The organism is Arthrobacter sp. RAF14, assembly GCF_052114185.1.
Lineage (GTDB): Bacteria > Actinomycetota > Actinomycetes > Actinomycetales > Micrococcaceae > Arthrobacter_E.
In genome coordinates this window covers 513830-535469 of the sequence record NZ_JBFREG010000002.1, presented here as the reverse complement: position 1 = coordinate 535469, position 21640 = coordinate 513830, and the positions used below count along the sequence as shown (strand labels likewise).

19 protein-coding genes and 1 riboswitch are annotated in these 21640 nt (G+C 66.8%); of the genes, 12 read left to right on the top strand and 7 right to left on the bottom strand.

Annotated features, from left to right (window positions below):
• The first annotated feature begins 118 nt into the window (after positions 1-118).
• Together sucC and sucD are read left to right on the top strand one after the other, a co-directional pair.
• Positions 119-1285, top strand: coding sequence for an ADP-forming succinate--CoA ligase subunit beta (gene sucC / locus AB4Y75_RS09960; RefSeq protein WP_441435704.1), 1167 nt, complete (start codon positions 119-121; stop codon positions 1283-1285).
• A 23-nt stretch (positions 1286-1308) separates the two neighbouring features.
• A complete protein-coding gene (gene sucD / locus AB4Y75_RS09955) occupies positions 1309-2226 on the top strand; it encodes a succinate--CoA ligase subunit alpha (RefSeq protein WP_208188095.1) in 918 nt (305 codons plus the stop codon).
• A 91-nt stretch (positions 2227-2317) separates the two neighbouring features.
• On the opposite strand, the gene AB4Y75_RS09950 is transcribed toward sucD, so the two are convergent.
• Positions 2318-3334 (bottom strand): NAD(P)/FAD-dependent oxidoreductase, encoded by a 1017-nt coding sequence (locus AB4Y75_RS09950; RefSeq protein WP_441435703.1) that lies wholly within the window; start codon positions 3332-3334, stop codon positions 2318-2320.
• Positions 3335-3420: 86 nt separating this feature from the next.
• Between AB4Y75_RS09950 and AB4Y75_RS09945 the strand changes: the two genes are divergently transcribed.
• Together AB4Y75_RS09945 and AB4Y75_RS09940 are read left to right on the top strand one after the other, a co-directional pair.
• The gene (locus tag AB4Y75_RS09945; RefSeq protein ID WP_441435702.1) at positions 3421-4014 is read left to right on the top strand and encodes a helix-turn-helix domain-containing protein; all 594 of its coding nucleotides are present in this window, start codon (positions 3421-3423) and stop codon (positions 4012-4014) included.
• Between the two features lie 111 nt (positions 4015-4125).
• Positions 4126-5613, top strand: a complete 1488-nt coding sequence (locus AB4Y75_RS09940; protein WP_441435701.1) for a DUF5129 domain-containing protein — start codon at positions 4126-4128, stop codon at positions 5611-5613.
• 258 nt (positions 5614-5871) lie between these two features.
• On the opposite strand, the gene AB4Y75_RS09935 is transcribed toward AB4Y75_RS09940, so the two are convergent.
• Entirely contained in the window at positions 5872-7557 is a 1686-nt protein-coding gene (locus AB4Y75_RS09935) for a thiamine pyrophosphate-binding protein (RefSeq protein WP_441435700.1), read from the bottom strand.
• 214 nt (positions 7558-7771) lie between these two features.
• Here AB4Y75_RS09935 and AB4Y75_RS09930 point away from each other — a divergent pair, with 214 nt between their 5' ends.
• From AB4Y75_RS09930 to AB4Y75_RS09910, 5 genes are all read left to right on the top strand, one after another.
• Complete coding sequence (locus AB4Y75_RS09930) at positions 7772-9292, top strand: sodium:solute symporter (protein ID WP_441435699.1); 1521 nt, start codon at positions 7772-7774, stop codon at positions 9290-9292.
• A gap of 418 nt (positions 9293-9710) precedes the next feature.
• Entirely contained in the window at positions 9711-10025 is a 315-nt protein-coding gene (locus tag AB4Y75_RS09925; protein WP_441435698.1) for a hypothetical protein, read from the top strand.
• Positions 10026-10070: 45 nt separating this feature from the next.
• Positions 10071-10334, top strand: a complete 264-nt coding sequence (locus tag AB4Y75_RS09920; RefSeq protein ID WP_441435697.1) for a GlsB/YeaQ/YmgE family stress response membrane protein — start codon at positions 10071-10073, stop codon at positions 10332-10334.
• A gap of 85 nt (positions 10335-10419) precedes the next feature.
• On the top strand, positions 10420-10596 hold the full coding sequence (locus AB4Y75_RS09915; RefSeq protein ID WP_441435696.1) for a CsbD family protein: 177 nt from the start codon (positions 10420-10422) through the stop codon (positions 10594-10596).
• 236 nt (positions 10597-10832) lie between these two features.
• Entirely contained in the window at positions 10833-11339 is a 507-nt protein-coding gene (locus tag AB4Y75_RS09910; RefSeq protein ID WP_441435695.1) for a MarR family winged helix-turn-helix transcriptional regulator, read from the top strand.
• On the opposite strand, the gene AB4Y75_RS09905 is transcribed toward AB4Y75_RS09910, so the two are convergent.
• From AB4Y75_RS09905 to AB4Y75_RS09895, 3 genes are all read right to left on the bottom strand, one after another.
• The gene (locus AB4Y75_RS09905; protein WP_441435694.1) at positions 11334-12365 is read right to left on the bottom strand and encodes a YdcF family protein; all 1032 of its coding nucleotides are present in this window, start codon (positions 12363-12365) and stop codon (positions 11334-11336) included. The two genes, AB4Y75_RS09910 and AB4Y75_RS09905, sit on opposite strands and share 6 nt — an antisense overlap.
• A 131-nt stretch (positions 12366-12496) precedes the next feature.
• On the bottom strand, positions 12497-13588 hold the full coding sequence (locus AB4Y75_RS09900; protein ID WP_441435693.1) for a VIT1/CCC1 transporter family protein: 1092 nt from the start codon (positions 13586-13588) through the stop codon (positions 12497-12499).
• A gap of 51 nt (positions 13589-13639) precedes the next feature.
• A complete protein-coding gene (locus tag AB4Y75_RS09895) occupies positions 13640-13942 on the bottom strand; it encodes a hypothetical protein (protein ID WP_441435692.1) in 303 nt (100 codons plus the stop codon).
• 12 nt (positions 13943-13954) lie between these two features.
• Positions 13955-14063, bottom strand: a riboswitch (SAM riboswitch).
• A gap of 243 nt (positions 14064-14306) precedes the next feature.
• On the opposite strand from AB4Y75_RS09895, the gene AB4Y75_RS09890 reads away from it, so the two are divergent.
• Positions 14307-14882, top strand: coding sequence for a helix-turn-helix domain-containing protein (locus AB4Y75_RS09890; RefSeq protein ID WP_441435691.1), 576 nt, complete (start codon positions 14307-14309; stop codon positions 14880-14882).
• Positions 14883-14972: 90 nt separating this feature from the next.
• Here AB4Y75_RS09890 and AB4Y75_RS09885 read toward each other — a convergent pair whose 3' ends face one another.
• Together AB4Y75_RS09885 and AB4Y75_RS09880 are read right to left on the bottom strand one after the other, a co-directional pair.
• Positions 14973-15953, bottom strand: coding sequence for a type IV toxin-antitoxin system AbiEi family antitoxin domain-containing protein (locus AB4Y75_RS09885; protein ID WP_441435690.1), 981 nt, complete (start codon positions 15951-15953; stop codon positions 14973-14975).
• Positions 15954-16160: 207 nt separating this feature from the next.
• Entirely contained in the window at positions 16161-18125 is a 1965-nt protein-coding gene (locus AB4Y75_RS09880) for an amino acid transporter (RefSeq protein WP_441435689.1), read from the bottom strand.
• 270 nt (positions 18126-18395) lie between these two features.
• Between AB4Y75_RS09880 and speB the strand changes: the two genes are divergently transcribed.
• Together speB and AB4Y75_RS09870 are read left to right on the top strand one after the other, a co-directional pair.
• Complete coding sequence (gene speB, locus AB4Y75_RS09875) at positions 18396-19448, top strand: agmatinase (RefSeq protein WP_441435688.1); 1053 nt, start codon at positions 18396-18398, stop codon at positions 19446-19448.
• A 440-nt stretch (positions 19449-19888) separates the two neighbouring features.
• A complete protein-coding gene (locus AB4Y75_RS09870) occupies positions 19889-21622 on the top strand; it encodes an ABC transporter ATP-binding protein (RefSeq protein WP_441435687.1) in 1734 nt (577 codons plus the stop codon).
• The last annotated feature ends 18 nt before the right edge of the window (positions 21623-21640 follow it).

Sequence of the window (21640 nt, the reverse complement as noted above, 5' to 3'; positions counted from 1 at the left end):
CGGCGCAGCCCCGCACAGGGCTAAAGTTCCCAGTGGAGCACCTCCTGCGGAACGGTCGCAATATCCCGTCACGGGGAGGCGCCTGCACACCTACCTCGACGTAGAAGGACACCGAACCGTGGACCTGTTTGAATACCAGGCTCGCGACATGTTTGAGGCGCACGGCGTTCCCGTGCTCGCTGGCATCGTCGCGACCACCCCTGAAGAAGCCAAGGCCGCAGCTGAGAAGATCGGCGGCGTCACCGTCGTCAAGGCACAGGTCAAGATCGGCGGCCGCGGTAAGGCCGGCGGTGTGAAGGTGGCCAAGACCGCAGATGAGGCGTTCGAATACGCCGGCAACATCCTGGGCATGGACATCAAGGGCCACACGGTCAAGAAGGTCATGATCGCCCAGGGCGCGGACATCGCCGAGGAGTTCTACTTCTCCGTGCTGCTGGACCGTGCCAACCGCAACTACCTCGCCATGTGCTCCGTCGAAGGTGGCATGGAGATCGAGCAGCTCGCCGTCGAGCGCCCCGAGGCTCTTGCCAAGGTTCCCGTCGACCCGGCAGTCGGCATCGACCAGGCCAAGGCTGACGAGATCGTCGCCGCCGCAGGCTTCGCCGAGGACATCCGCGAAAAGGTCGCCGCCGTCCTGATCAAGCTGTGGGACGTCTTCAAGGGTGAGGACGCCACGCTGGTCGAGGTCAACCCGCTGGTCCGCACGGGCGCGGGCGACATCGTGGCACTGGACGGCAAGGTCTCCCTGGACGAGAACGCCGGCTTCCGCCACCCGGGTCACGAGGATCTGGAGGACAAGGACGCTGCGGATCCCCTCGAGGCCAAGGCCAAGGCCGCTGACCTGAACTACGTCAAGCTCGACGGCGAAGTCGGCGTGATCGGCAACGGCGCAGGTCTGGTCATGTCCACCTTGGACGTCGTCGCCTACGCCGGCGAGAACCACGGTGGCGTCAAGCCCGCCAACTTCCTCGACATCGGCGGCGGCGCCTCCGCTGAGGTCATGGCCGCAGGCCTGGACGTCATCCTGGGTGACGAGCAGGTCAAGAGCGTGTTCGTGAACGTGTTCGGCGGCATCACCGCCTGTGACGCAGTAGCCAAGGGCATCGTCGGCGCACTCGCCGAGCTCGGCTCCTCTGCCAACAAGCCGCTCGTGGTCCGCCTGGACGGCAACAACGTGGAGGAAGGCCGTCGCATCCTCAACGAGGCCAACCACCCGCTGGTCACCCTGGCCGCCACCATGGACGAGGGCGCCGACAAGGCCGCCGAGCTCGCCAACGCCCGCTAAGCCCGGATAACTGAGGTAAAAACATGTCTATCTACCTGAACAAGGACTCCAAGGTCATCGTCCAGGGCATCACCGGCGGCGAAGGCACCAAGCACACCGCCCTGATGCTCAAGGCCGGCACCAACGTCGTCGGCGGTGTGAACGCCCGTAAGGCCGGGACCACCGTGCGTCACAACGCGGCCGACGGTTCCGCCGTCGAGCTCCCCGTGTATGGCACCGTCAAGGAGGCCATCGCCGAGACCGGCGCGGATGTCTCGATCGTCTTCGTGCCGCCGGCGTTCACCAAGGCCGCCGTGGTCGAGGCCATCGAGGCCGAGATCGGCCTGGTCGTGGTCATCACCGAAGGCGTGCCGGTGCAGGACTCGGCCGAGTTCTGGGCGCTGGCTCAGTCCAAGGTCGATGCCGACGGCAAGCAGATCACCCGCATCATCGGCCCGAACTGCCCCGGCATCATCACCCCGGGCGAGTCCCTCGTGGGCATCACCCCGGCCAACATCACCGGCAAGGGCCCGATCGGTCTGGTCTCCAAGTCCGGCACCCTGACCTACCAGATGATGTTCGAACTCCGTGACCTCGGCTTCTCCACTGCCATCGGCATCGGCGGCGACCCGGTCATCGGCACCACCCACATCGACGCCCTGGCCGCGTTCGAGGCCGATCCGGAGACCAAGGCGATCGTGATGATCGGCGAGATCGGTGGCGACGCCGAAGAGCGTGCCGCCGACTTCATCAAGGCCAACGTCACCAAGCCGGTCGTCGGCTACGTGGCAGGCTTCACCGCTCCCGAGGGCAAGACCATGGGCCACGCCGGCGCCATCGTCTCCGGCTCCGCGGGCACCGCTCAGGCCAAGAAGGAGGCCCTCGAGGCTGCCGGTGTGAAGGTCGGCAAGACGCCGTCCGAGACCGCCGCGCTGCTCCGCGAGGTCTACTCGGCTCTCTGAGTCTGAAACGCAGTCATCGACTGCTCCGTACCGCGCCGTCTTCCCTCGTTTTCGAGGGGATTCCGGCATCGTATGGAGCAGTCGATGGTGTTTAACGGGTGTGTATCCGCCGCTCCGCGTCCTCCAGGGCGAGGTCGGCGTTGACGGCGGCCCCTGCCTGCACGCCCGACGCCGAGGAAGCCGAAACCATGGCCATCGGGTTCTGCGCATTGCCCGCCACCCAGACGCCGGGGACGGGGGTCCTGCCCATCGGGTCTGCGGGGATCGCCCGGCCCATGGGCTGCTCCTCGGGGTCGCCGCCCAATTGCTCGTAGAGTTCCGTGCGGGCGACGAACGACGGCGCCACGACCACGGCGTCCAGCTCCAGCCGGCTTCCGTCCGCCAGGAGAGCGGCACGGACCTGGGTCCCGTCCAGACTCAGGGCGGTCACCGGAGCGGACGCCACGGGAACCCCGAGGGCCTTGAGCAGCGCGTCGTCGTCACCGGCCTCCCACGCGACTCCGGCGGTGCCCTCGGACTGCGAGGTCCAGCCCGGGAGGATGGTCACCCGGTCGCTCAGCTGGTGGAACAGCAGTGCCTGGTGCGCGGCCCGGGCGTCGCCCGCCAGGATGCCGATCCTCTGGTCCCGCACCTCCCAGCCGTGGCAATACGGGCAATGCAGCACGGAGTGCCCCCAGCCCTCCTGCACGCCCTGGACGTCGGGCAGCACGTCCACCAGGCCCGTGGCCAGGATGAGACGGCGGGCGCGCACCGTCGTGGGCTGAGAGTCGCCCGTCGCAGGGGAGCCGTCGACGCCGGTGCCCGCCCCGCGGTCAGGGAGCTGCACCGTGAGGCGGAACCCGCCGTCGTCGTGGGCGGCGGTGCGGACGGCGCCGCCCAGGAAGGTGACCCCGTAGGTGGACGCCTCGGCACGGCCCCGGGCCAGGAGTTCGCCGGGTGTGATGCCTTCCAGACCCAGCACATTGTGTGCCCCGTCGGCCGGCGCGTTCCGAGGGTGCCCGGCGTCGATGACGAGCACCGTGCGCCGCGAGCGGCCCAGTGCGATGGCGGCTCCGAGTCCGGCCGGTCCGCCGCCGATGATCGCGACGTCGTAGGGTGCGATGTTCATGATTCCTCCGTGAAGTTCTTGTGAATGATTCTCATCTACGCGATCTAAACTGGCAATGCCACTTGCCGAAGTGGCAAACTGGGCACATGGCTTCCTCGCAGGGCACCCACGATTCCGAACTGACCTCGCTCCTGACAGGCGTGGGCCCGCGACTGCGCGCCATCCGGGAGGCGCGGAATCTCACGCTGGGGGAGCTGTCCCGCCTGACCGGCACGTCCATCAGCACGCTGTCCCGGCTCGAATCGGGCGTCCGCAAGCCCACCCTGGAGCTGCTCTACCCGCTCGCCCGGGCGTACCGGGTACCGCTCGACGAACTGGTGGGCGCCCCGGCGGTCGGTGATCCGCGGGTGCACATCAAGCCCATCAGCAGGTACGGGCAGACGCTGCTCCCACTCAGCCGCGGAGACAGCGGGATGCGTGCCTACAAGCACGTGCTCCATGGCAAGTCAGCGCCGGAGGAGCCCCGGCCGAAGGTCCATCCGGGCCACGAATGGCTCTACGTCCTGGCCGGCGAGCTGCGGCTGGTCCTCGGAGGCCAGGAGTACCGCCTGGGGCCGGGCGAAGCCGCCGAGTTCGACACGACCACCCCGCACTGGTTCGGCGCCGCCGGGCCGGTCGCCACGGAATTCCTGGGAATCTTCAGCGCGGCCGGGGAGAAAGTCCACGTCAGCGAATTCTGAGCGGCCCCGGAAGGTGTCTCCGGTCGCAGCGGCCGTGGACAGCAGAGGGGAAGCGGTTAGGCTGGCGCTGTCATCACATCGTGTCCGCAGGGGGAGTCCATGAATCGAGCAGTGAACTCAGTGATCCGCGCCGGCCGGGCGGCGGCAGCGCTGCTCTTCGTCGCCGTCGTCGCCGTGCTTCCGGTGCTGGCCACGGCACTCCCGGCGCGGGCTGACACGGTGTCGGACCTGGTGATCGAGGACACCGCCGGTGCCCTCTATCTTCCGCAGCTCCGGCCGGCCATCGAGAAGATCTCCTTCCACCAGCCCACCAAGGTCGTGATCTTCACGCGAGCCGGCCGCCAGTCCGACGACCTCAACGAAGAGGTGCTGCGCTTCGCGCGGTCCCGGCATCCGGAGTGGATCACCGCCGACGGGCAGAAATGGGCCGATGGTCTCTTCGTGTTCGCGCTGGACACCACGGGACGTCATGTGGGCACCTACTTCGGAGAGGACCGCAAGATCTCCCTGGAGGAGCAGAAGGCGATCCAGGAGGACACGAAGTCCCTCTTCCGGCAGGCCCAGTGGACGGACGGCACCATCGAGGGCGTGCGCTCCGCGGCGTCGCGCATCGCACGTCCCTGGTATCTGGCCCCTGCCACCCTCTGGACCGGCGGCATCCTCGGCGGCGGAGCCCTGGTGGGCGGTGGCGTCTGGGCGGGCATCCGGGCCAACAATCGCCGCAAATTCACTGAAGCCTTCGACGCCGGCGACCGCGCCTACGCCTCGGTCGCCCTCCAGCTTCAGGAGACCGCGCTCAACGCCTCCACCATCCCTGACACCTCCGCTTACGGCGCACGGGTCCTGGAACGCTGGCACACCCTGGAGGAGCAACTGCGGGAAACCACGATGCTCCGCGACAAGCTCGCGGCGCTGACTCCCAAGCAGCGATCCGTGTCGGCGAGTGTCTCCGAGGCCGTGCGGTTCCAGGAGGTGGCGGAGACTCTGGACGGCCTCGACGACGCGATCGCCGACTCCAACGCTCTGCTCAACCTCAACTCCAGCTGGCGTGAGGCCTGGCGGAATCAATCGGCCGGCCTCGCAGAAGAACTCTCCGAGGTGGACCGCATGCTCAGCGGCAATCAGACCGGAGCAGGCCTGGAATCCGCGGCGGCCTTGCGGGCCCACGCCGCGGGCGCGCTGGAGCGGCTGTCCGGGCTGGAGGCCGGCCTGGATGACCGCAGCGTCACGCCGGATGCCGCCCTGGACGCGCTCAAGACCGAACGTGAACAGATGGCCACCCTGCTCCAGCAGCATGCCGAAGCGGTCATCGCGGCCAACACCCGCTCGGAACGGGAGGCCCAGCTCATGCGGGAGAAGATCGACGCGGCCTCCACCTCCCGTCCGGACACCCGGCACTACAACGGCAGCATCGTGGACATCGCCTTCCCCCGGGTTCCGATCATCTCCGTGGTGAATTTCGGCAGTGGGATCGACGCCGGTCAGCACGCGGTCGACTCCGCCCGCAGTGCCGCGAGCTCCTCGTCCAGTAGCAGCAGCACCGGCTACGGCTCGAGCGGTGGGAGCTTCTCGGGCTCGGGGAGCTCCTCGAGCTTCTGAGCCCGCCGATTCCCAGTGACGCCCCAGGCAGCGGCAAGCCACGTCCCATGTTCCTGCGTCAGAGTGGGAAGTGCGGGGCCGGAGACGCCGGGCCGCAGCTGATGTGAGAGGGGATGGTGACGCCGATCGACGGAGGCCCTTTTACTACCCAACCCCGTTGTCAGCCCCGGAAATGGCGTGCTGTGGTCACAGACAGACCGCGCCCACTCCGGGGCCGACGGCGTTAACGGGTCCTGTAGGTCCAGTAGGTGATCGCGGTCAGAGCGTGACCGGACGGTCCAGGTGGGTGGGGGCGAACATCCGCAGTTTGGTGTCCACGACGACGACGTTGGGTCCTTCCGCGGCGAGGGCGTCACGCAGCGCCTGCTCGACGTCCTCGGCGGCCACACGGCGGGCCGGAACCCCGAAGGATCCGGCGAGAGCGACGAAGTCGGGGCGCGACAGCTCGGTGGCGGTGGCTTGGCCGAAGGCGCTCTCCATGTACTCACGCAGGATGCCGTAGCCGCCGTCGTCCACGATCAGCCACGTCACGGGCGCGTCGTGCTGACGGGCCGTGGCGAGCTCGGAGATGGAGTACATCGAGGACCCGTCTCCGGACACGGCGAGAACGCGTTCGCCGAGCCCCACGGAACCCCCGATCGCCGCTCCGTATGCCCAGCCGATGCCGCCGGCGCCCTGGGCCGAGTGGAACTGACCGGAGCGGGCATCCCAGCAGCTCCAGCCCCAGTAGGCGGAGATCGTCATGTCCCAGAAGGTCTGCATGCCGTCGGGGACGGCTGCGCGGATGGCCGCCATGAAGGCCAGCTCGTGCTCCAGGCCCTGCCCGGCGAGGCGGTCGCGGACGGTGGCGAGGGCGGTGGCGACCACCTCGCGTGGTGAGCGGCCGTGCCAGTCCCGGGCGGCGTCGTCGTGCTCCGGCGCGTGCTCCAGCAGCTCGACGACGGCGGCCCGCAGCGCCGGGAGGGCCTCGCCGGCATCGGCGTGGATGCCGAGCGCGGGATGGTTGGATTCCAGGACGCGGGCTTCGGCGTCGATCTGGATCAGACGCCCGCGCGGCGCCAGGGTGAAGTAGTTCGACGTCACTTCGCCGAGCGAGGTTCCGACGGCCAGAAGCACGTCGGCGTCCTCGATCAGCTCGCTCATGTGCACGTCCTCGATCCAGGACTGCAGGGACAACGGGTGTTCCCACGGGAAGGCGCCCTTGCCTCCGGGGGAGCAGATGACGGGCGCGTCCAGGGCTTCGGCCAGCTCCAGGAGAGCGGCTTTGGCCTGGCCGCGCCGGACGCCGCCACCGGCGATCACGAGGGGCCGCCGGGCCGTGGCGAGGAGCCGCGCGGCTTCCTCGACGAGTTCGGCGCGGGCGCGGACGGACTCCGCCTCTGCGGTGACGTCCCGCACCGGGGGAATGGTGACGGGCTCCAGCAGGATGTCCTGCGGCACCTCGACCCACACCGGCCCCTGAGGTGCGGTGATGGCCTCGGCCCAGGCTTCCCGGAGTGCGGAGGGGATGGCGGAGGCGTGCTGGATGGTCCGCTGGGACTTTGTCACCTGGGAGGCGGCCAGGGCCTGGTCATCGAGCTGATGAAGCATGCCGCGGCGTCGTGCGCCGAGGCCGGCGGTGGGGATCTGGCTGGCGACCACGACCATCGGAACGCCCGTGGCGTAGGCCTCCTGGAGTCCGGCCAGCGAGGTCAGCGCGCCGGGCCCCGTGGAGAGGAAGAGGACGCCCGGCTGTCCGGTGGCGCGCGAGTAACCGTCCGCGGCGAAGGCGGAGTTGTTCTCGATGCGGCTGGAGACGAAGTGCAGGTGACCGCGGCCCATGGCGTCGAAAAGGCCCAGCGCGTGCTGTCCGGGGATGCCGAACACGGTGCTGGCTCCGAGAGCCTGCAGCGTCTCCACCACCAGATCGCCGCCATTGCGTGCTGCCGGGTGCTCTCCGGACATCTCTCCCCCTCGGGTAGCCATTCGTGTGGGCGCGGACCGGTTCCCGCAGGTTACCGCGGAGGGTGATGCGCGCAACACCATGGTACCTGCGTGTTTTCCAATATGCACCCGTTGTTGCTGATTGGTTGACTTTTGCTGAGGGCGAAACTTACCCTTGTGTCAGTCGTCACGCGCGGTCGTGACCCAGCGCACCACCCTTTGAGTAAGGTTCACCATGGACGGAAACATCATCAATTCGGGGATCGTGATCCTCTACCTCGCGGCCATGCTGGCCTTCGGATTCTGGGGCAAGTCCCGGACCAAGAACAACAGCGATTTCCTGGTGGCGGGCCGGCGCCTCGGCCCCCTCCTGTACACCGGCACGATGGCTGCCGTGGTCCTCGGCGGCGCCTCCACGGTCGGCGGCGTCGGCCTCGGGTACAAGTTCGGCATCTCCGGCATGTGGCTCGTGGTGGCGATCGGCGTCGGCGTCCTGCTGCTCAGCCTGCTGTTCGCGGGCATGATCCAGAAGCTGAAGATCTACACGGTGTCTCAGATGCTGACCCTGCGGTACGGGACCCGTGCCACACAGACCTCCGGCATCGTGATGCTGGCCTACACTCTGATGCTCTGCGCCACCTCCACCAGTGCGTACGCCACCATCTTCGTGGTGCTCTTCGGCTGGGAACGCTGGGTGGCCATCGCCGTCGGCGGTGCGATCGTGCTGGTCTACTCCACCATCGGCGGCATGTGGTCCATCACTCTCGCCGACCAGGTCCAGTTCTTCATCAAGACGATCGGCGTCTTCTTCCTCATGCTGCCCTTCGCCCTCGGCGCGGCCGGTGGCTGGGACGGCATCAAGCAGCGCGTGGACGCCTCGTTCTTCCAGTGGGACGGCATCGGGGTCCAGACCATCATCACGTACTTCGTGGTGTACACCCTGGGCCTGCTGATCGGTCAGGACATCTGGCAGCGCGTGTTCACCGCGAAGACCCCGGGCGTGGCCCGCTGGGGCGGCGCCACCGCCGGTGTCTACTGCATCCTTTACGGTCTGGCCGGTGCGATCATCGGCATGGCCGCCCATGTGGCGCTGCCCAACATCGACGTGAAGAACCTCGGCAAGGACGTGGTCTACGCTGAGGTCGCCACCCACATCCTCCCGGTCGCGATCGGTGGTCTGGTGCTCGCCGCCGCCGTGGCGGCCATGATGTCCACCGCATCCGGAGCGCTCATCGCCGCTGCGACGGTGGCCCGCACTGACGTCGCCCCCTTCGTGGCGAGCTGGTTCGGCCGCAACGTCCCGGTGGAGCACGACAAGAACCCGGAAGAGGACGTCAAGGAGAACCGTCTCTGGGTCCTGGGGCTCGGCGTGGTGGCGATCATCCTCGCCATCCTGGTCAAGGACGTGGTGGCGGCGCTCACCATCGCCTACGACATCCTGGTGGGCGGTCTGCTGGTCGCGATCCTGGGCGGCCTCGTCTGGAAGCGCGGCACCGGCATGGGCGCCGCGATCTCCATGGCCGTCGGCACCGTGGTGACCCTCGGCACCATGATCATTCTCGAGATCAACGCCAAGGTTCCGCTCGATGGCGTCTACGCCAACGAACCGATCTACTACGGCCTGATCTCGTCGGCGGTGGTCTACATCGTGGTGTCCTTCCTGACTCCTCCCACTGACGCCAAGGTCATCGAGGCGTGGAACGCCCGACTGGCGGGCGCGGGCGCCGAAGAAGGAGCAGAGGTCTCCGCCCACTGACTCCGATGCTGAGTTCGCGCCTGGTGCCGGGTGTCCTGCGCCCTGCTTCCTGGCGCTGAACCCGGTCCTGAAGTTCACCCAGGAAAGCCGCCCCGGTCTGTGACCGGGGCGGCTTTCCTCGTCTCCCGGGCCTGTGCGATCTGCGGGCCGGTGAGGCTGCGCTGCAGGCATGAGTGAGGTAGGAAGTCTAGCTATCTAATGGGAATGCGACGACGGCGGCAGGAAATCGGGGTCTTCTCTTGGGTTCTGGGGTGGAGGCCTGAGTTGAAATGACGACTAGCTAGACAAGCGAGCTATGTGTTAGCGTGATGCGCATGATCCATTCCGTCGCCGGGAGGGGGCGGAGGATCGCGGTTCCCCCGCCCCTGGGCGGTTGCATTTCTTGGCTTGCACGTTGTGGAGAATTCGGGAGAGCGAGATGGAAAGCTATCAGAGCCTGGTTGCCAGGGCCTCTGTCAATGCGGCGAAGGCGCACCCTGCGCTTGCCGATGCGAGTGTCCGGGTCGAGGAGGATCCGGACGGACTCGTATTGCACGCCGTCTACACGATGACCGATACCGCCGATCCCGTGGCCGTGATGGCCCTGGTGGAGGAGCGGCTCATTCCGGACATGGAGAACCTGCTCGACGCGAGCTTCGTTCAGCGTCACGTCCGCTTCGCCGTCGAAGCCACGCCTGACGCGCTTCGCGCGGATCGCCATTCGGGTTCCCAGCCCGCCCTGGTCACCGCCTGACAAACTTCACCGACACACTGTTCAGCACTATTTGAGGAGGACATCATGGGATTTCTCGGTTGGATCATTCTGGGCCTGATCGCAGGCGCCATCGCCAAGGCCATCACGCCGGGTGAGCATGGAGGCGGTTGGCTTTCGACGCTCATCCTGGGCGTCGTCGGAGCCCTGGTCGGCGGCTGGATCGGATCGGCCCTGTTCCACGAGGGCGTCAACAGCTTCTGGTCCCTGGGATCCTGGCTGCTCGCGATCGGCGGCGCCGTACTGGTCCTGGTCGTCTGGGGAGCCGTGACCCGCAAGAGCCGGGCCTGACGGTTCCGGTGCCCGGAAACTGACCGGGCGCTGATCTGAACACTGAACTGTTTCTTCTTCTTCACCAATGGAAAGGACGAGCATCATGAGTTTCACGGACAAGGTCAAGAACGCCGCCGATCAGGCGGTCGGCAAGGCCAAGGAAGCCATCGGCGAGGCGACGGACAATCACAAGCTGGAGGCTGAAGGCAAGCTTCAGCAGGCCAAGGGTGATGTCAAGCAGGCCGGCGAGGACGTCAAGGACGCCTTCAAGGGCAAGTGACCGAGATTTAAGTGACCAAAGGTAAATGACCTGGTGCCGTCGGGGCCGGCATCGACCCACACCATCGTGAGTGTGCCGGCTCCGGCGGATCGCCGGCGGGAAGAGATTCCCGCCCGTCCGCGGAGGCAGGGAGCGTGAGCATCCGGCCTCCGCGCCGCCCCACCGGCCCCGGGCGCGTTCGATGTGTCCCCGGATCGGCGGGTCCGTAACACCCCACTCGAAAAGGTTGAATTTCGATGGCGCTCGAATTGATCGACAAGCGCTGGCAGGAAAGCGACCATCATGATCAGGCGCTTTCCGCCCTTCATCATCTCCGTGAGCTCACCGTCGTCGTGGAGCAGGCCCGTGAGGGCCTCCGCGAGGAACTCGGCGTGAACTCCACCGATCTCGCCGCGTTGCGGTACCTTCTCGCCGAGTCCGGCATCCGGCAGGTCACTGCGAGCCGGATCGAAAGACATCTGGGGCTCTCCTCGGCCTCCACCACCACCCTGGTCGCGCGTCTGGAGAAGGCCGGGTACCTGATCCGCCAACCCGACGACCGGGACCGGCGCTTCAACATCCTGCATCCCACTGAACGTGCTCGGACGGTGGTCCACTCGATCCTCGAGGTTCAGGCCGAGGCCCTGACCGTCGTCGCACGGTCCTTCGACGACGAGGAGCTCGACGTCGTGGAGAAGTTCCTGACGGACTGCATCGACGCGCTGCGGGATTCACGCTTCCGCAGCTTGCGGGAGACGTCATGACCAGCGGTAGGACTCCCACAGCAGCGCGAGGCACCCGAGAACGATCGCCGCGCAGACCCCGAAGTTGATCCACTTGTACTGCAGGAACACCGCCACGAACTCGCGCAGAAAGGCGCTGGGAACGAAGTAGGCCGCGGTCTTCGAACCACGGACCACTGCTTTCATCCCGGCCCGGCGGGTGTACATCGCGGTCCGGAAGACGTGGTAGCTGCTGGTCGTGACGGTGATGACCGGGTCCGGTTTCTCCATGAGAGCTCTGGAGAACTCGAGGTTCTCCATCGTGGTCCGGGCCTGCGTCTCGGCGATGACATTGGTGGAAGGAACGCCCGCGTCCAGCAGGTGCTCGGCCATCGCCTCCCCCTCGCTCCGGGGCTCATCCGGCCCCTGACCGCCACTGGGGATGAGCACCGGGCGTGAGCCCTCGGGAGCGTTGCGGTGGATCTGGACGGCCTTGTCGAGCCGCCCGGCGAGCAAGGGCGGGACCTTGCCGTCGATGAGCCCGGAGCCCAGGACGATCACGTAGTCCGGATGCTTCCGGCTGGTGGTGCGCGCATAGATGAACGAGTACAGCAGGAAAGCGCAGAAGACGAAGCCCACATACGCAACCAGCATGAACAGCAGGAACGGGAGCATGCTCACCCAGATCGGGGCCTCAGGACCGCCGGACAGCCGGGCGAGCAGGCCCGAGAGGAACGGCGCGAGGAGTACGAGAAGGCCCACGGCCAGCGAGAGGAGATTCGCGATCGATCGTCCCTCCCGTCGCAGCATCACCACGCCGTTGACCACCAGGAACACGCCGAGGACCGGCACTGCGAGGATGGCGAGCAACGCGAAGACCACGGGCAGCCACAGAGTGTCGTCGTTCCGGCCCAGGCTCAGCAGCGCGAAGCCCAGGGCGAGAAGCAGGAACACCCCGTTCCGCATTCGGCGGCGGTCCCGCCAGGTGCTCACCGCGGCCGCCAGAGCGAAGACGATCGCGAGCACCGTCGTGATGTTCTCCAGGATGACCCCGGTCATGTTGTTCATGCATTCCTCCCGCAGGTAACTCTACGCAGAGGCCGGAAGGCTCAGGGCGGGGGCGATCCGTCTGTGGGCAAAGACGCACCCTCCGCCTGTGGGCCGGCGGAGGGTGCGTCGTCGTCGGGCGGGCTGGGGGATCAGCCGATGGTGGCCCCGAAGAGGAGGCCCAGCGCATAGGTCGCTCCGGCCGCCCCGAGCCCGATCAGCAGCTGGCGCAGCGCGCGGCTGAGCGGAGAAGTGCCGGACAGCAGCCCGACCACTGCGCCGGTGCCGAGCAGGACCAGGCCCACCAGGACGACGGCCAGGGCCAGGGCGCCGAAGCCGCTCATGCCGAAGAGGAACGGCAGGATCGGGATCAGGGCGCCGGAGGCGAAGAAGCAGAAACTGGAGGACGCGGCGCCCCAGGCCGTGCCGATCTCCTCGTGATCGTTCGTGGTCTCGGGGGCTTCCGGCTGCAGTGACAGGCTCGGGTCACAGTCGCAGCTGAAACGGCCCATCCGCTCTGCGGCCCGGTGCTCCGCCGCCTCACGGCTCATCCCGCGGGCCAGGTAGACCAGGACCAGTTCGTTGTGCTCCAGGTCGAGGCGAGGGGCGGCGTCGAGCGTGATCTGCGTGGGACGGCTGGCCTCCAGCAGCTCGCGCTGAGAACGGACCGAGACGTATTCTCCGGCGCCCATCGAGAGTGCACCGGCCAGGAGCCCTGCCACACCGCTGAAGAGGACCACCTGGCTGTCGACGCCGGTGGCCGCCATGCCCATGACCAGGGAGAGGTTGCTGACCAGGCCGTCGTTCGCGCCGAACACCGCTGCTCGGAATGTTCCGGAGAGTCGGGCACGGCCTCGGGTGGCGAGACCGCGCACCACCTCCTCATGAATCTGTTCATCGGCCGCCATGGCCGGGGTCGCGTGGGGATCGGTCGCATAGGGGGACCGGCCTTCGGCACGCTGAGCGAGCGCCAGCACGAACACGGAGCCGAAGTTCCGGGCCAGGAACCCCAGGAACCGGCTGTTGAGGGAGGCGTGGCGGGACTTGTCCGCCTGATCGCCCAGCAGGGCGAGCCAGTGGGCTTCGTGGCGGCCCTCGGCTTCGGCGAGGGCGAGGAGGATGGCCTTCTCCTCACCGTCGCGACGGGCGGCCAGATCGCGGTAGACGGAGGCCTCCGCGCGTTCGTCGGCGAGGTACTGCTGCCAGCGCCGGATGTCGGCGGGCGAGGCCTGAGGGGTGTTCATGGGATCCTGCTCCTGAGAGGTGGTCGGAGGTGGCGCCCCATTGCGCAGCCCTCACTGTAGCGCGAAATTCCGCGGATTTTCGGACGGTTCACCGACGCTTCGGGTTTCGGTGGACCGCAAAAGGGGGAGTGGCTGCAGGGTGAAGCGGAGCTCCCGTCCGGCGCGCTCTCCCGTGACCGCCACACGGACCGTCAGCACGCCGTCGTCGCCCCAGACGGGGGACCGGACGGCCCGGGTGAGGGCGTCGATCAGCTGGTGAGGCTGTGCGCAGAAGTACAGGTGGCTGCGTCCGCGGAGGAAGAGGGTGACCCGGCCACTCCGGAGGTCGACGGCGGGGAGTACGGTGACGGACATTGAGTATCCTTGCGTGTGCTCTTGCCCCGCCAGGAGAACGGGGCCGCTTCTGCATCCGAGCCACCCGTGAACATGGGGTTGGCGGGTGGCCAGTCGGAGCTTGGCGCCACCTCTCGTGAAGCTGTCTCCACTGTAGCGGACCGACGACGCCGTGCCGCCGGGACGGTGCGCTCGCAGACTCCGTGTGACGTCGTGGTGAGTTGGGAGGATACGGGCGACGGCGGCGCGAAGTTGAGGTGCAGGCATAACTTGATCCCTGGTACTAAACTCGCTTGCAGAAGCTGCCCAACGTGACCGGGAACACTTCCGTGCCCAACTCGTGGACTCCCACCCCTCGAGCGGCGCCCGCGAATGAAAGGCCATCATGAAAGCCCTCCCCATCGAGCCGAGCAATGCGCCGATCAACATCGGTTCGCGGATCCGCGCGGCCCGCAAGGCCCAGCGCATGACCATCGAACAGGTGGCCGAGGTGACCGGCCTGACCAAGGGTTTCCTGTCCCGGGTGGAACGTGATCTGACGTCTCCGTCCGTCGCCTCGCTGGTGACGCTGTGCCAGGTGCTGTCCGTGGACATCGGGGACCTGTTCGCGGCGACCGATGTGGCCCTGACCCGTGCCGCCGAAGCGCCCAAGATCTCCTTCGGCGGCGACGGCATCGTGGAGACGCTGCTCACCGCGCGATCGGAGCGGCGGGTGCAGGTGCTCAAGGGCATCATCGCGCCCGGAGGCAAGGGGGAGTCGGAGCTGTACTCGGTGGACTGCGATGTGGACGTGCTGCACGTGGTCAAGGGCCGGATCGTGCTGATCCTGTCCAACGAGCGCTACGAGCTGTCCGCCGGCGACACTCTCAGTTTCCCCGGACGCGAACCGCACACCTGGCTGAACCCGACGGACGAGGAAGTCGAGGTCCTCTGGGTCCTGGTCCCGGCCGCCGCGGCGTAGGGGCGTTTGGGGGGCGTTGCCTAGTCCGCCGCGCCTTACTTCGCTGAGTCCGCTATTCAGCCCGTGAGTCCGCTACATCTGATGGCGGATTCACCACTCCGATAGCGGACTCAGCCGGTTTGGGCCGCCACGTGACGCAGTGTGGGGCCGGAGAGCAGCCTTGATCCTCCGGCGGACTTCAAAAGGGTTTTCCAGATCCGACCATGTCAGTCTGACGAAGCGCCAACCGAGCTCCATGAGGTGGCGTTCCCGGAGGCGTTCTTCGTAGAGGGCTCGGTCCGTGGGCTTGTCCCCGAAGTACTTGACCATCCCGTCGAACTCTGCGGCCACCATCTCCTCCGGCCAGGCGAAGTCGAGGTATCGCTGACCCAAGTGTGTCATGACCTTCCACTGCGGAACTGGCGCGGGGATGTTCTCCTGGTGAAACAGCAGCCGCGCACGGGACTCGGCCACCGACTCGCTGCGTGGATCGGCCAGTTCCACAACCTGCCGCGCATTTATCACGCCGCGGTAGCCGACCATTCCTTTCAGCCTTTCGAACATGACCCGGCGGTCCGCTCCGAGCACAAGTGCCTGGTCCGCCAATACCAGTGCGTCCTCAACGGGAAGGATCCGTGCGCAGTCGATGACCGTGCGTTCGAGGCTGGTGACAGGAACCCCGTGGAGCATCAGGCGATCGTGCTCCGGAACCGGAATGAAATGGGCGCGGACACCTGTCCCTAGACGCTGAGCGCACGGCTTGCTGTGGCACGAGACGTGGATCAACGCAGAGTCCCGTAGGAAGACGAGTCCGTGGAGCCGGGCGGCTGAAGTGTGACTGTAAAGATACGCCGGATTGAGCTTGCCCTGGGTGAGTCTGACGTGGGCCGCCAGCCGGACATCTGCGCGTTCAGCCGCCGAGCGTTGACGCGTGTCTGAGGGACGAACGAAGACACCCTTCCGGGCCCGGAGGATCGCTCCGGTCGTGAGCAGCCGTCGTCGTGCGTCTTTGCTGATTCCCCGGATGTCGAGTTCGGAGGCCAGCCAGGGCCCGTCATCGTGGGGAAGCAAGGTCATCAGGTGTTGGTCCATAGGACAACGCTCTGCCGCGAACGAGTCACAGGCGATGGGTGACCTACGCGATGTGGACGAGGAAGCGTACCCGTCTGTGGAAGATAGGCCTCCTGGCAGCCTGAGTCCGCTATTCAGGTGGTGAATTCGCTATCAGATGTAGCGGATTCACCACCTGGATAGCGGACTCAGCGGGCGAAGGAGACAAGGGCTCTCAGGCCCCCACCCTCACCCCACGTGGACCCAGGGCCTCCGGGTGATGTCGGGCTCGGCCTCGCGCAGGACCTCGCGGGTCACGGGGGCGATCTCGCCTTCACCGAAGAAGAGGTACTTCAGGAGGTTGGAGATCGGGTTGCCCTCGGTCCATCGGAAGTAGATGTGCGGCATGAGGCCCGTGACGTCGCGCAAGTGCAGCAGGACGGCGGCCAGCGTGTTCGGGACGTTGCCACTGTGGACCTCCAGGACACGGTATCCGTGGCGGATCCGGCCCTGGACCAGCAGCTCCTCCTCGAAGTCGGAGCTGTCCTCCACCACCACCTCGATGAACATGGCGTCGGTGCCGGGCAGGTGGCTCGCCAGCTGCGCGTGCTTGAACTTCGTGATGTAGCGCTGGGCTTCCGTGGACTTGGGCTCATGGGCGATGAGCCTGATGTGTCCCTCCTCCTCCGAAGCCAGGAACTGCAGGGCCTGTTCGTCCAGCTTGATGGTGGTGGCCCGGAGCTCGAAGGACCGCCTGACCCGGGACGCGAAACTCACCACCAGGATGCCGAGGATGAAGACCGCGGCGATCTTGATGCCGTCGGGCCGTTCGACCATGTTCGCGATCGTCGTGTAGACGAAGACCGTGGCCACCAGACCGAAGGCCATCATGGTCTTCTTCTGTCCGGCGTCGCGGGCGGCGAGCGTCACGGCCACGGAGGCCGAGGTGATCAGCACCAGGACGCCGGTGGCGTAGGCGCCGCCCTGGGCGTCGACGTCGGCGTCGAAGATCACGGTGATGACGAAGGCGACCACGGTGAAGACGAGCACCAGGGGGCGGATGGCGCGGGCCCAGGCCGGCGCCATCCCGTAGCGCGGCAGGTAGCGGGGGACGAGGTTCAGGAGCCCCGCCATGGCCGAGGCGCCGGCGAACCAGAGGATCGCGATGGTGGCGACGTCATAGACGGTGCCGAAGCCGTCGCCGAGATACTGGTGCGCCAGGAATGCGAGGGCGCGTCCGTTCGCCTTCCCGCCCGGCTGGAACTCCTGGGCCGGGATGAGGACGACGGTGGAGAGGGAACTTGTGACCAGGAACGCCGACATGATGATCGCGCTGGTCGTCAGCAGCTTGTGGGCGCCGCGGATCCTGCCCGCGGGATTCTCCTCGGTGTCGCCCTGTGCGCCGCGGATCTGCGGCATGACGGCGACGCCGGTCTCGAAACCGGAAAGGCCCAGGGCCAGCTTCGGGAAGACCAGGACGGCCAGGGCCACCATCATGACGGGATTGCCGTGCTGCTGATTGAGTGCGGTCCACCAGTCGCCGACCAGGACCGGTGATGTGAAGACGTGCAGCAGGGAGACGAGCACCACCACGAGGTTCAGCGCCAGGAAGGCTGCTACCAGGAACACCGCGACCTTGATGGCCTCGGAGAAGCCGCGCAGGAACACGACGCCGAGCCCGGCGAGGAGCGCCAGGGTGATCACGAGTTCCTGGCCGTGCAGGAAGTCGGGGGCGAACGGATTATGGGTGAGGTGCGCGGAGGCGTCGGCCGCGGACAGCGTCATGGTGATCATGAAGTCGGTGGCGGCAAACCCGAGGAGCGCAAGCACCACGAGTTTGCCGCCCCAACGGGGGAGGAGGCGCTCAAGCATGGCGATGGAGCCCTCACCGCGAGGGCTCTCCTTCGCCACTCGCCGGTACACGGGGAGTGCGCCGGCCAGGGTGACCACCACGAGGATGACGGTGGCCAGGGGGGAGAGCAGTCCTGCAGCGAGTGCGGCGATCGCCGGTTGGTAACCCAGGGTGGAGAAGTAATCGACGCCGGTCAGGCACATCACTTGCCACCAGGTCTTCCGGTGGTGCTGGTCGGCCAGGCCGTGGGGGCCGGTCTGCTTTCCAGCGCCTTCGGCGGTCTCCGCCATCAGCCATTCCCGCAGCGTGGTGCGCTTGCGGGGTTCGGAAGGATCCGCGGGTACGCGGGTGAGCGTGGTCACGAGATCTCCTGTGATGGTGGAACCGTTCGCTGTGGACGCTTTCACGCTAGGCCCGCACTCGAGCCTCGGCGGCTGATCTTTATGAATCCTTTACGCCCGTCCTGGCGGGGAGTGCGAGCTGTACGGACGACGGCGGCGGGCCGGCTCTGCGCGGTCCGCGACCGCCGATGTTAAGTAAACAGCTGTTGCATAAAAGAAAACAATGTCCTTATGATGGTGATCACAGACTCGCCCCCGCCGGGGCCGTTCAATGGAGAGTGAAGGACGGATATGGAAGAGCTCCGCATCGAAGCCAATGGCAACCTGGGTCCCATCGACTCCTCCCGGATCCCGCGCTATGCAGGGGCTGCGACGTTCGCCCGCCTCCCGCGGCTGGATCAGGTGGAGAAGGCCGACGTCACCGTGGTCGGCGTCCCCTTCGACACGGGCGTCTCCTACCGGCCCGGGGCGCGTTTCGGCGCCAATCACGTTCGTGAGGCCAGCCGCCTGCTCCGCCCATACAACCCGGCCTGGGACGTCAGCCCGTTCGAGAACGTGCAGGTGGCTGACGCCGGCGACATGGCGGTCAACCCCTTCAACATCAACGAGGCCATCGAGACCATCCAGCAGAACGCGCTGGACCTGACGGCCAACGGCAGCAAGCTCGTCACCCTCGGTGGCGACCACACCATCGCCCTGCCGCTGCTGCGCGCCGCCGCCGAACGGGCCGGCGAGCCTGTCGCCATGCTGCACTTCGATGCCCACCTGGACACCTGGGACACCTACTTCGGCGCCGAGTACACCCACGGAACCCCGTTCCGCCGGGCCGTCGAGGAAGGCATCCTGGACACCGAGGCGATCAGCCACGTCGGCACCCGCGGCCCGCTCTACGGCAAGAAGGACCTCGACGACGACCACCGCTTCGGCTTCGGCATCGTCACCTCTGCGGACGTCTACTACCAGGGCGTCCTCGAGACGGTCGAGAAGATCCGCGACCGGATCGGCCGCCGCCCGCTCTACATCTCCATCGACATCGACGTCCTGGACCCGGCGCACGCACCGGGCACCGGAACTCCTGAAGCGGGCGGCATCACCAGCCGTGAGCTTCTCGAGATCATCCGCGGCTTCCGCGGCATGAACCTGGTGGGGGCCGACGTCGTGGAAATCGCTCCGGCGTACGACCACGCGGAGATCACCGGCGTGTCCGGCAGCCACGTGGCGTACGAGCTCGTCACCCTGATGGCGGACTCCGCCGTCGAAGGCGACCGCTTCGGCGCCCCGAACGGCTACGCCGCCCAGGCGCTCGGCCAGTCGGATCACCGTCCGGCGGGTTTCAACGCCTGATCGCTGAACTGATCAGCGAACGCCCGACGCCGTGAACCGCGTCGGGCGGTGCGTGGCGGGGTCTCCTTGAAGCCCTGTCCGTGCAGTGTCATCCAGAAGCGCCCCGGGAAACCGGGGCGCTTCTGCGTTTAAAGGGGATGGTCGGTTTTCTGCAAGAACTGCTTCGCACCCTGGTCCCGGAGCGCCGGAAAGCATAGCCTGGAGGCATGTTCCCAGGATGACACCCCATGATATGGTTGCCTACCGCAACCAGCCGGGCCTTCGGGCTCCGTCCACTCCCCGTCGCCGATCGGGGCGCAGGCCCTCCGGCCCGTCCGTCCGCGGCAGGAGTATCCTCCAGGCGGATTGTTGGCATTCCGACCCGCAAAACCGTCCTCCTGAAGGATGATCTCGCTGTTTTTCCCCTTTTTTGTCAGACCCTGTTCACTAGGCTGGATTCCATGCTCCTGACGCTCATCAAGCGCTACTCAAAGCCTTACCTCGGCCAGATCCTGGCTGTGCTCATCTTCCAATTGGGCTCCACCATCGCAGCCCTCTACCTTCCCAGCCTGAACGCCCAGATCATCGACCAGGGTGTCTCCAAGGGCGATACCGATTACATCTGGCGCACCGGCAGCGTGATGCTGATGGTCGCCTTCATCCAGGTCATCTGCGCCATCCTCGGCGTCTACTTCGGTTCAAAGGCCTCCATGGCGATCGGACGCGATCTGCGCCGGGGAATCTTCCGCAAGGTGACCAGCTTCTCCGCCAAGGACGTCAACAAGTTCGGCGCCCCCACGCTGATCACCCGCGGCACCAATGACGTGCAGCAGATCCAGATGGTGGTCCTGATGGGCCTGAACTTCATGGTGTCCACGCCGATCATGTGTGTCGGCGGCATCATCATGGCCCTCAAAGAGGACATCAGCCTCTCCTGGCTGGTCTGGGTCTCGGTTCCCGTCCTGGTGGCCGTGGTCGGCTACCTGGTGGTCCGCCTCATGCCGCTCTTCCGGGGGATGCAGGGCAAGATCGACCGCATCAACGGTGTGCTGCGTGAGCAGATCATCGGCATCCGCGTGGTCCGGGCCTTCGTCCGCGAGCCTTTCGAGAAGGACCGGTTCGGCGTCGCCAATCAGGACCTGACCAATGTCTCCCTCAAGATCGGCGCGCTGTTCGTCCTGATGTTCCCGGCCATCGGCATGATCCTCCACCTCTCCACGGCCGCAGTGCTGTGGTTCGGCGGACAGCGTGTGGACCAGGGCGTCATGCAGGTGGGTTCGCTCACCGCATTCCTGTCTTACCTTCTGCAGATCCTCATGGCCGTCATGATGGGCACCTTCATGGCCATGATGATCCCGCGTGCGTCGGTCTGTGCCGACCGCATCGGCGAGGTTCTGGATGTCGAGCCGTCGATGACCGAGCCGAGCAACCCCCGGCAGCCGGCGGAACTGGCGGGACGCGTCGAATTCCGTGACGTGACATTCGCCTACCCCGGAGCCGAGGAGCCTGTCCTGAGTGACATCTCCTTCACCGCCGAACCCGGCCAGACGCTGGCCATCATCGGTTCCACCGGAGCCGGCAAGACCACCCTGGTCTCGCTGCTCTCGCGCCTCTACGACGTCGCCTCCGGAGAAGTGATCCTGGATGGCGTGCCCGTTCCGGACCTGGCACGTCACGAGATCACCCGCCGCGTGAGCATGGTGCCGCAGAAGCCGTATCTGTTCTCCGGGACAATCGGGGACAACCTGCGGTTCGGCCGCACCGAGGCCGACGACGACGAACTCTGGGACGCCTTGCGGGTCGCCCAGGGCGAAGACTTCGTGCAGGCCAAGAGCAAGGGGCTGGACTCGAGGATCGCGCAGGGCGGCACCAACGTGTCCGGCGGACAGCGTCAGCGCCTGTGCATCGCACGGGCGCTCGTGAGCCGCCCGAAGGTGTACGTGTTCGACGATTCGTTCTCGGCCCTGGACGTGACCACGGACGCCAGGCTCCGTGCAGCGCTCAAGAAACAGACGACCGATGCCACGGTGATCATCGTGGCGCAGCGGGTGTCCACCATCACGGATGCGGATCAGATCCTGGTCCTGGACAATGGCCGGATCGTGGACCGGGGCACCCATCAGGAGCTCCTGGTCTCCAGTCCCACGTACCAGGAGATCGTTGAATCCCAGCTGAGTGCCGAGGAGGCAGCATGAGCGGCGACAGCAAGTTCG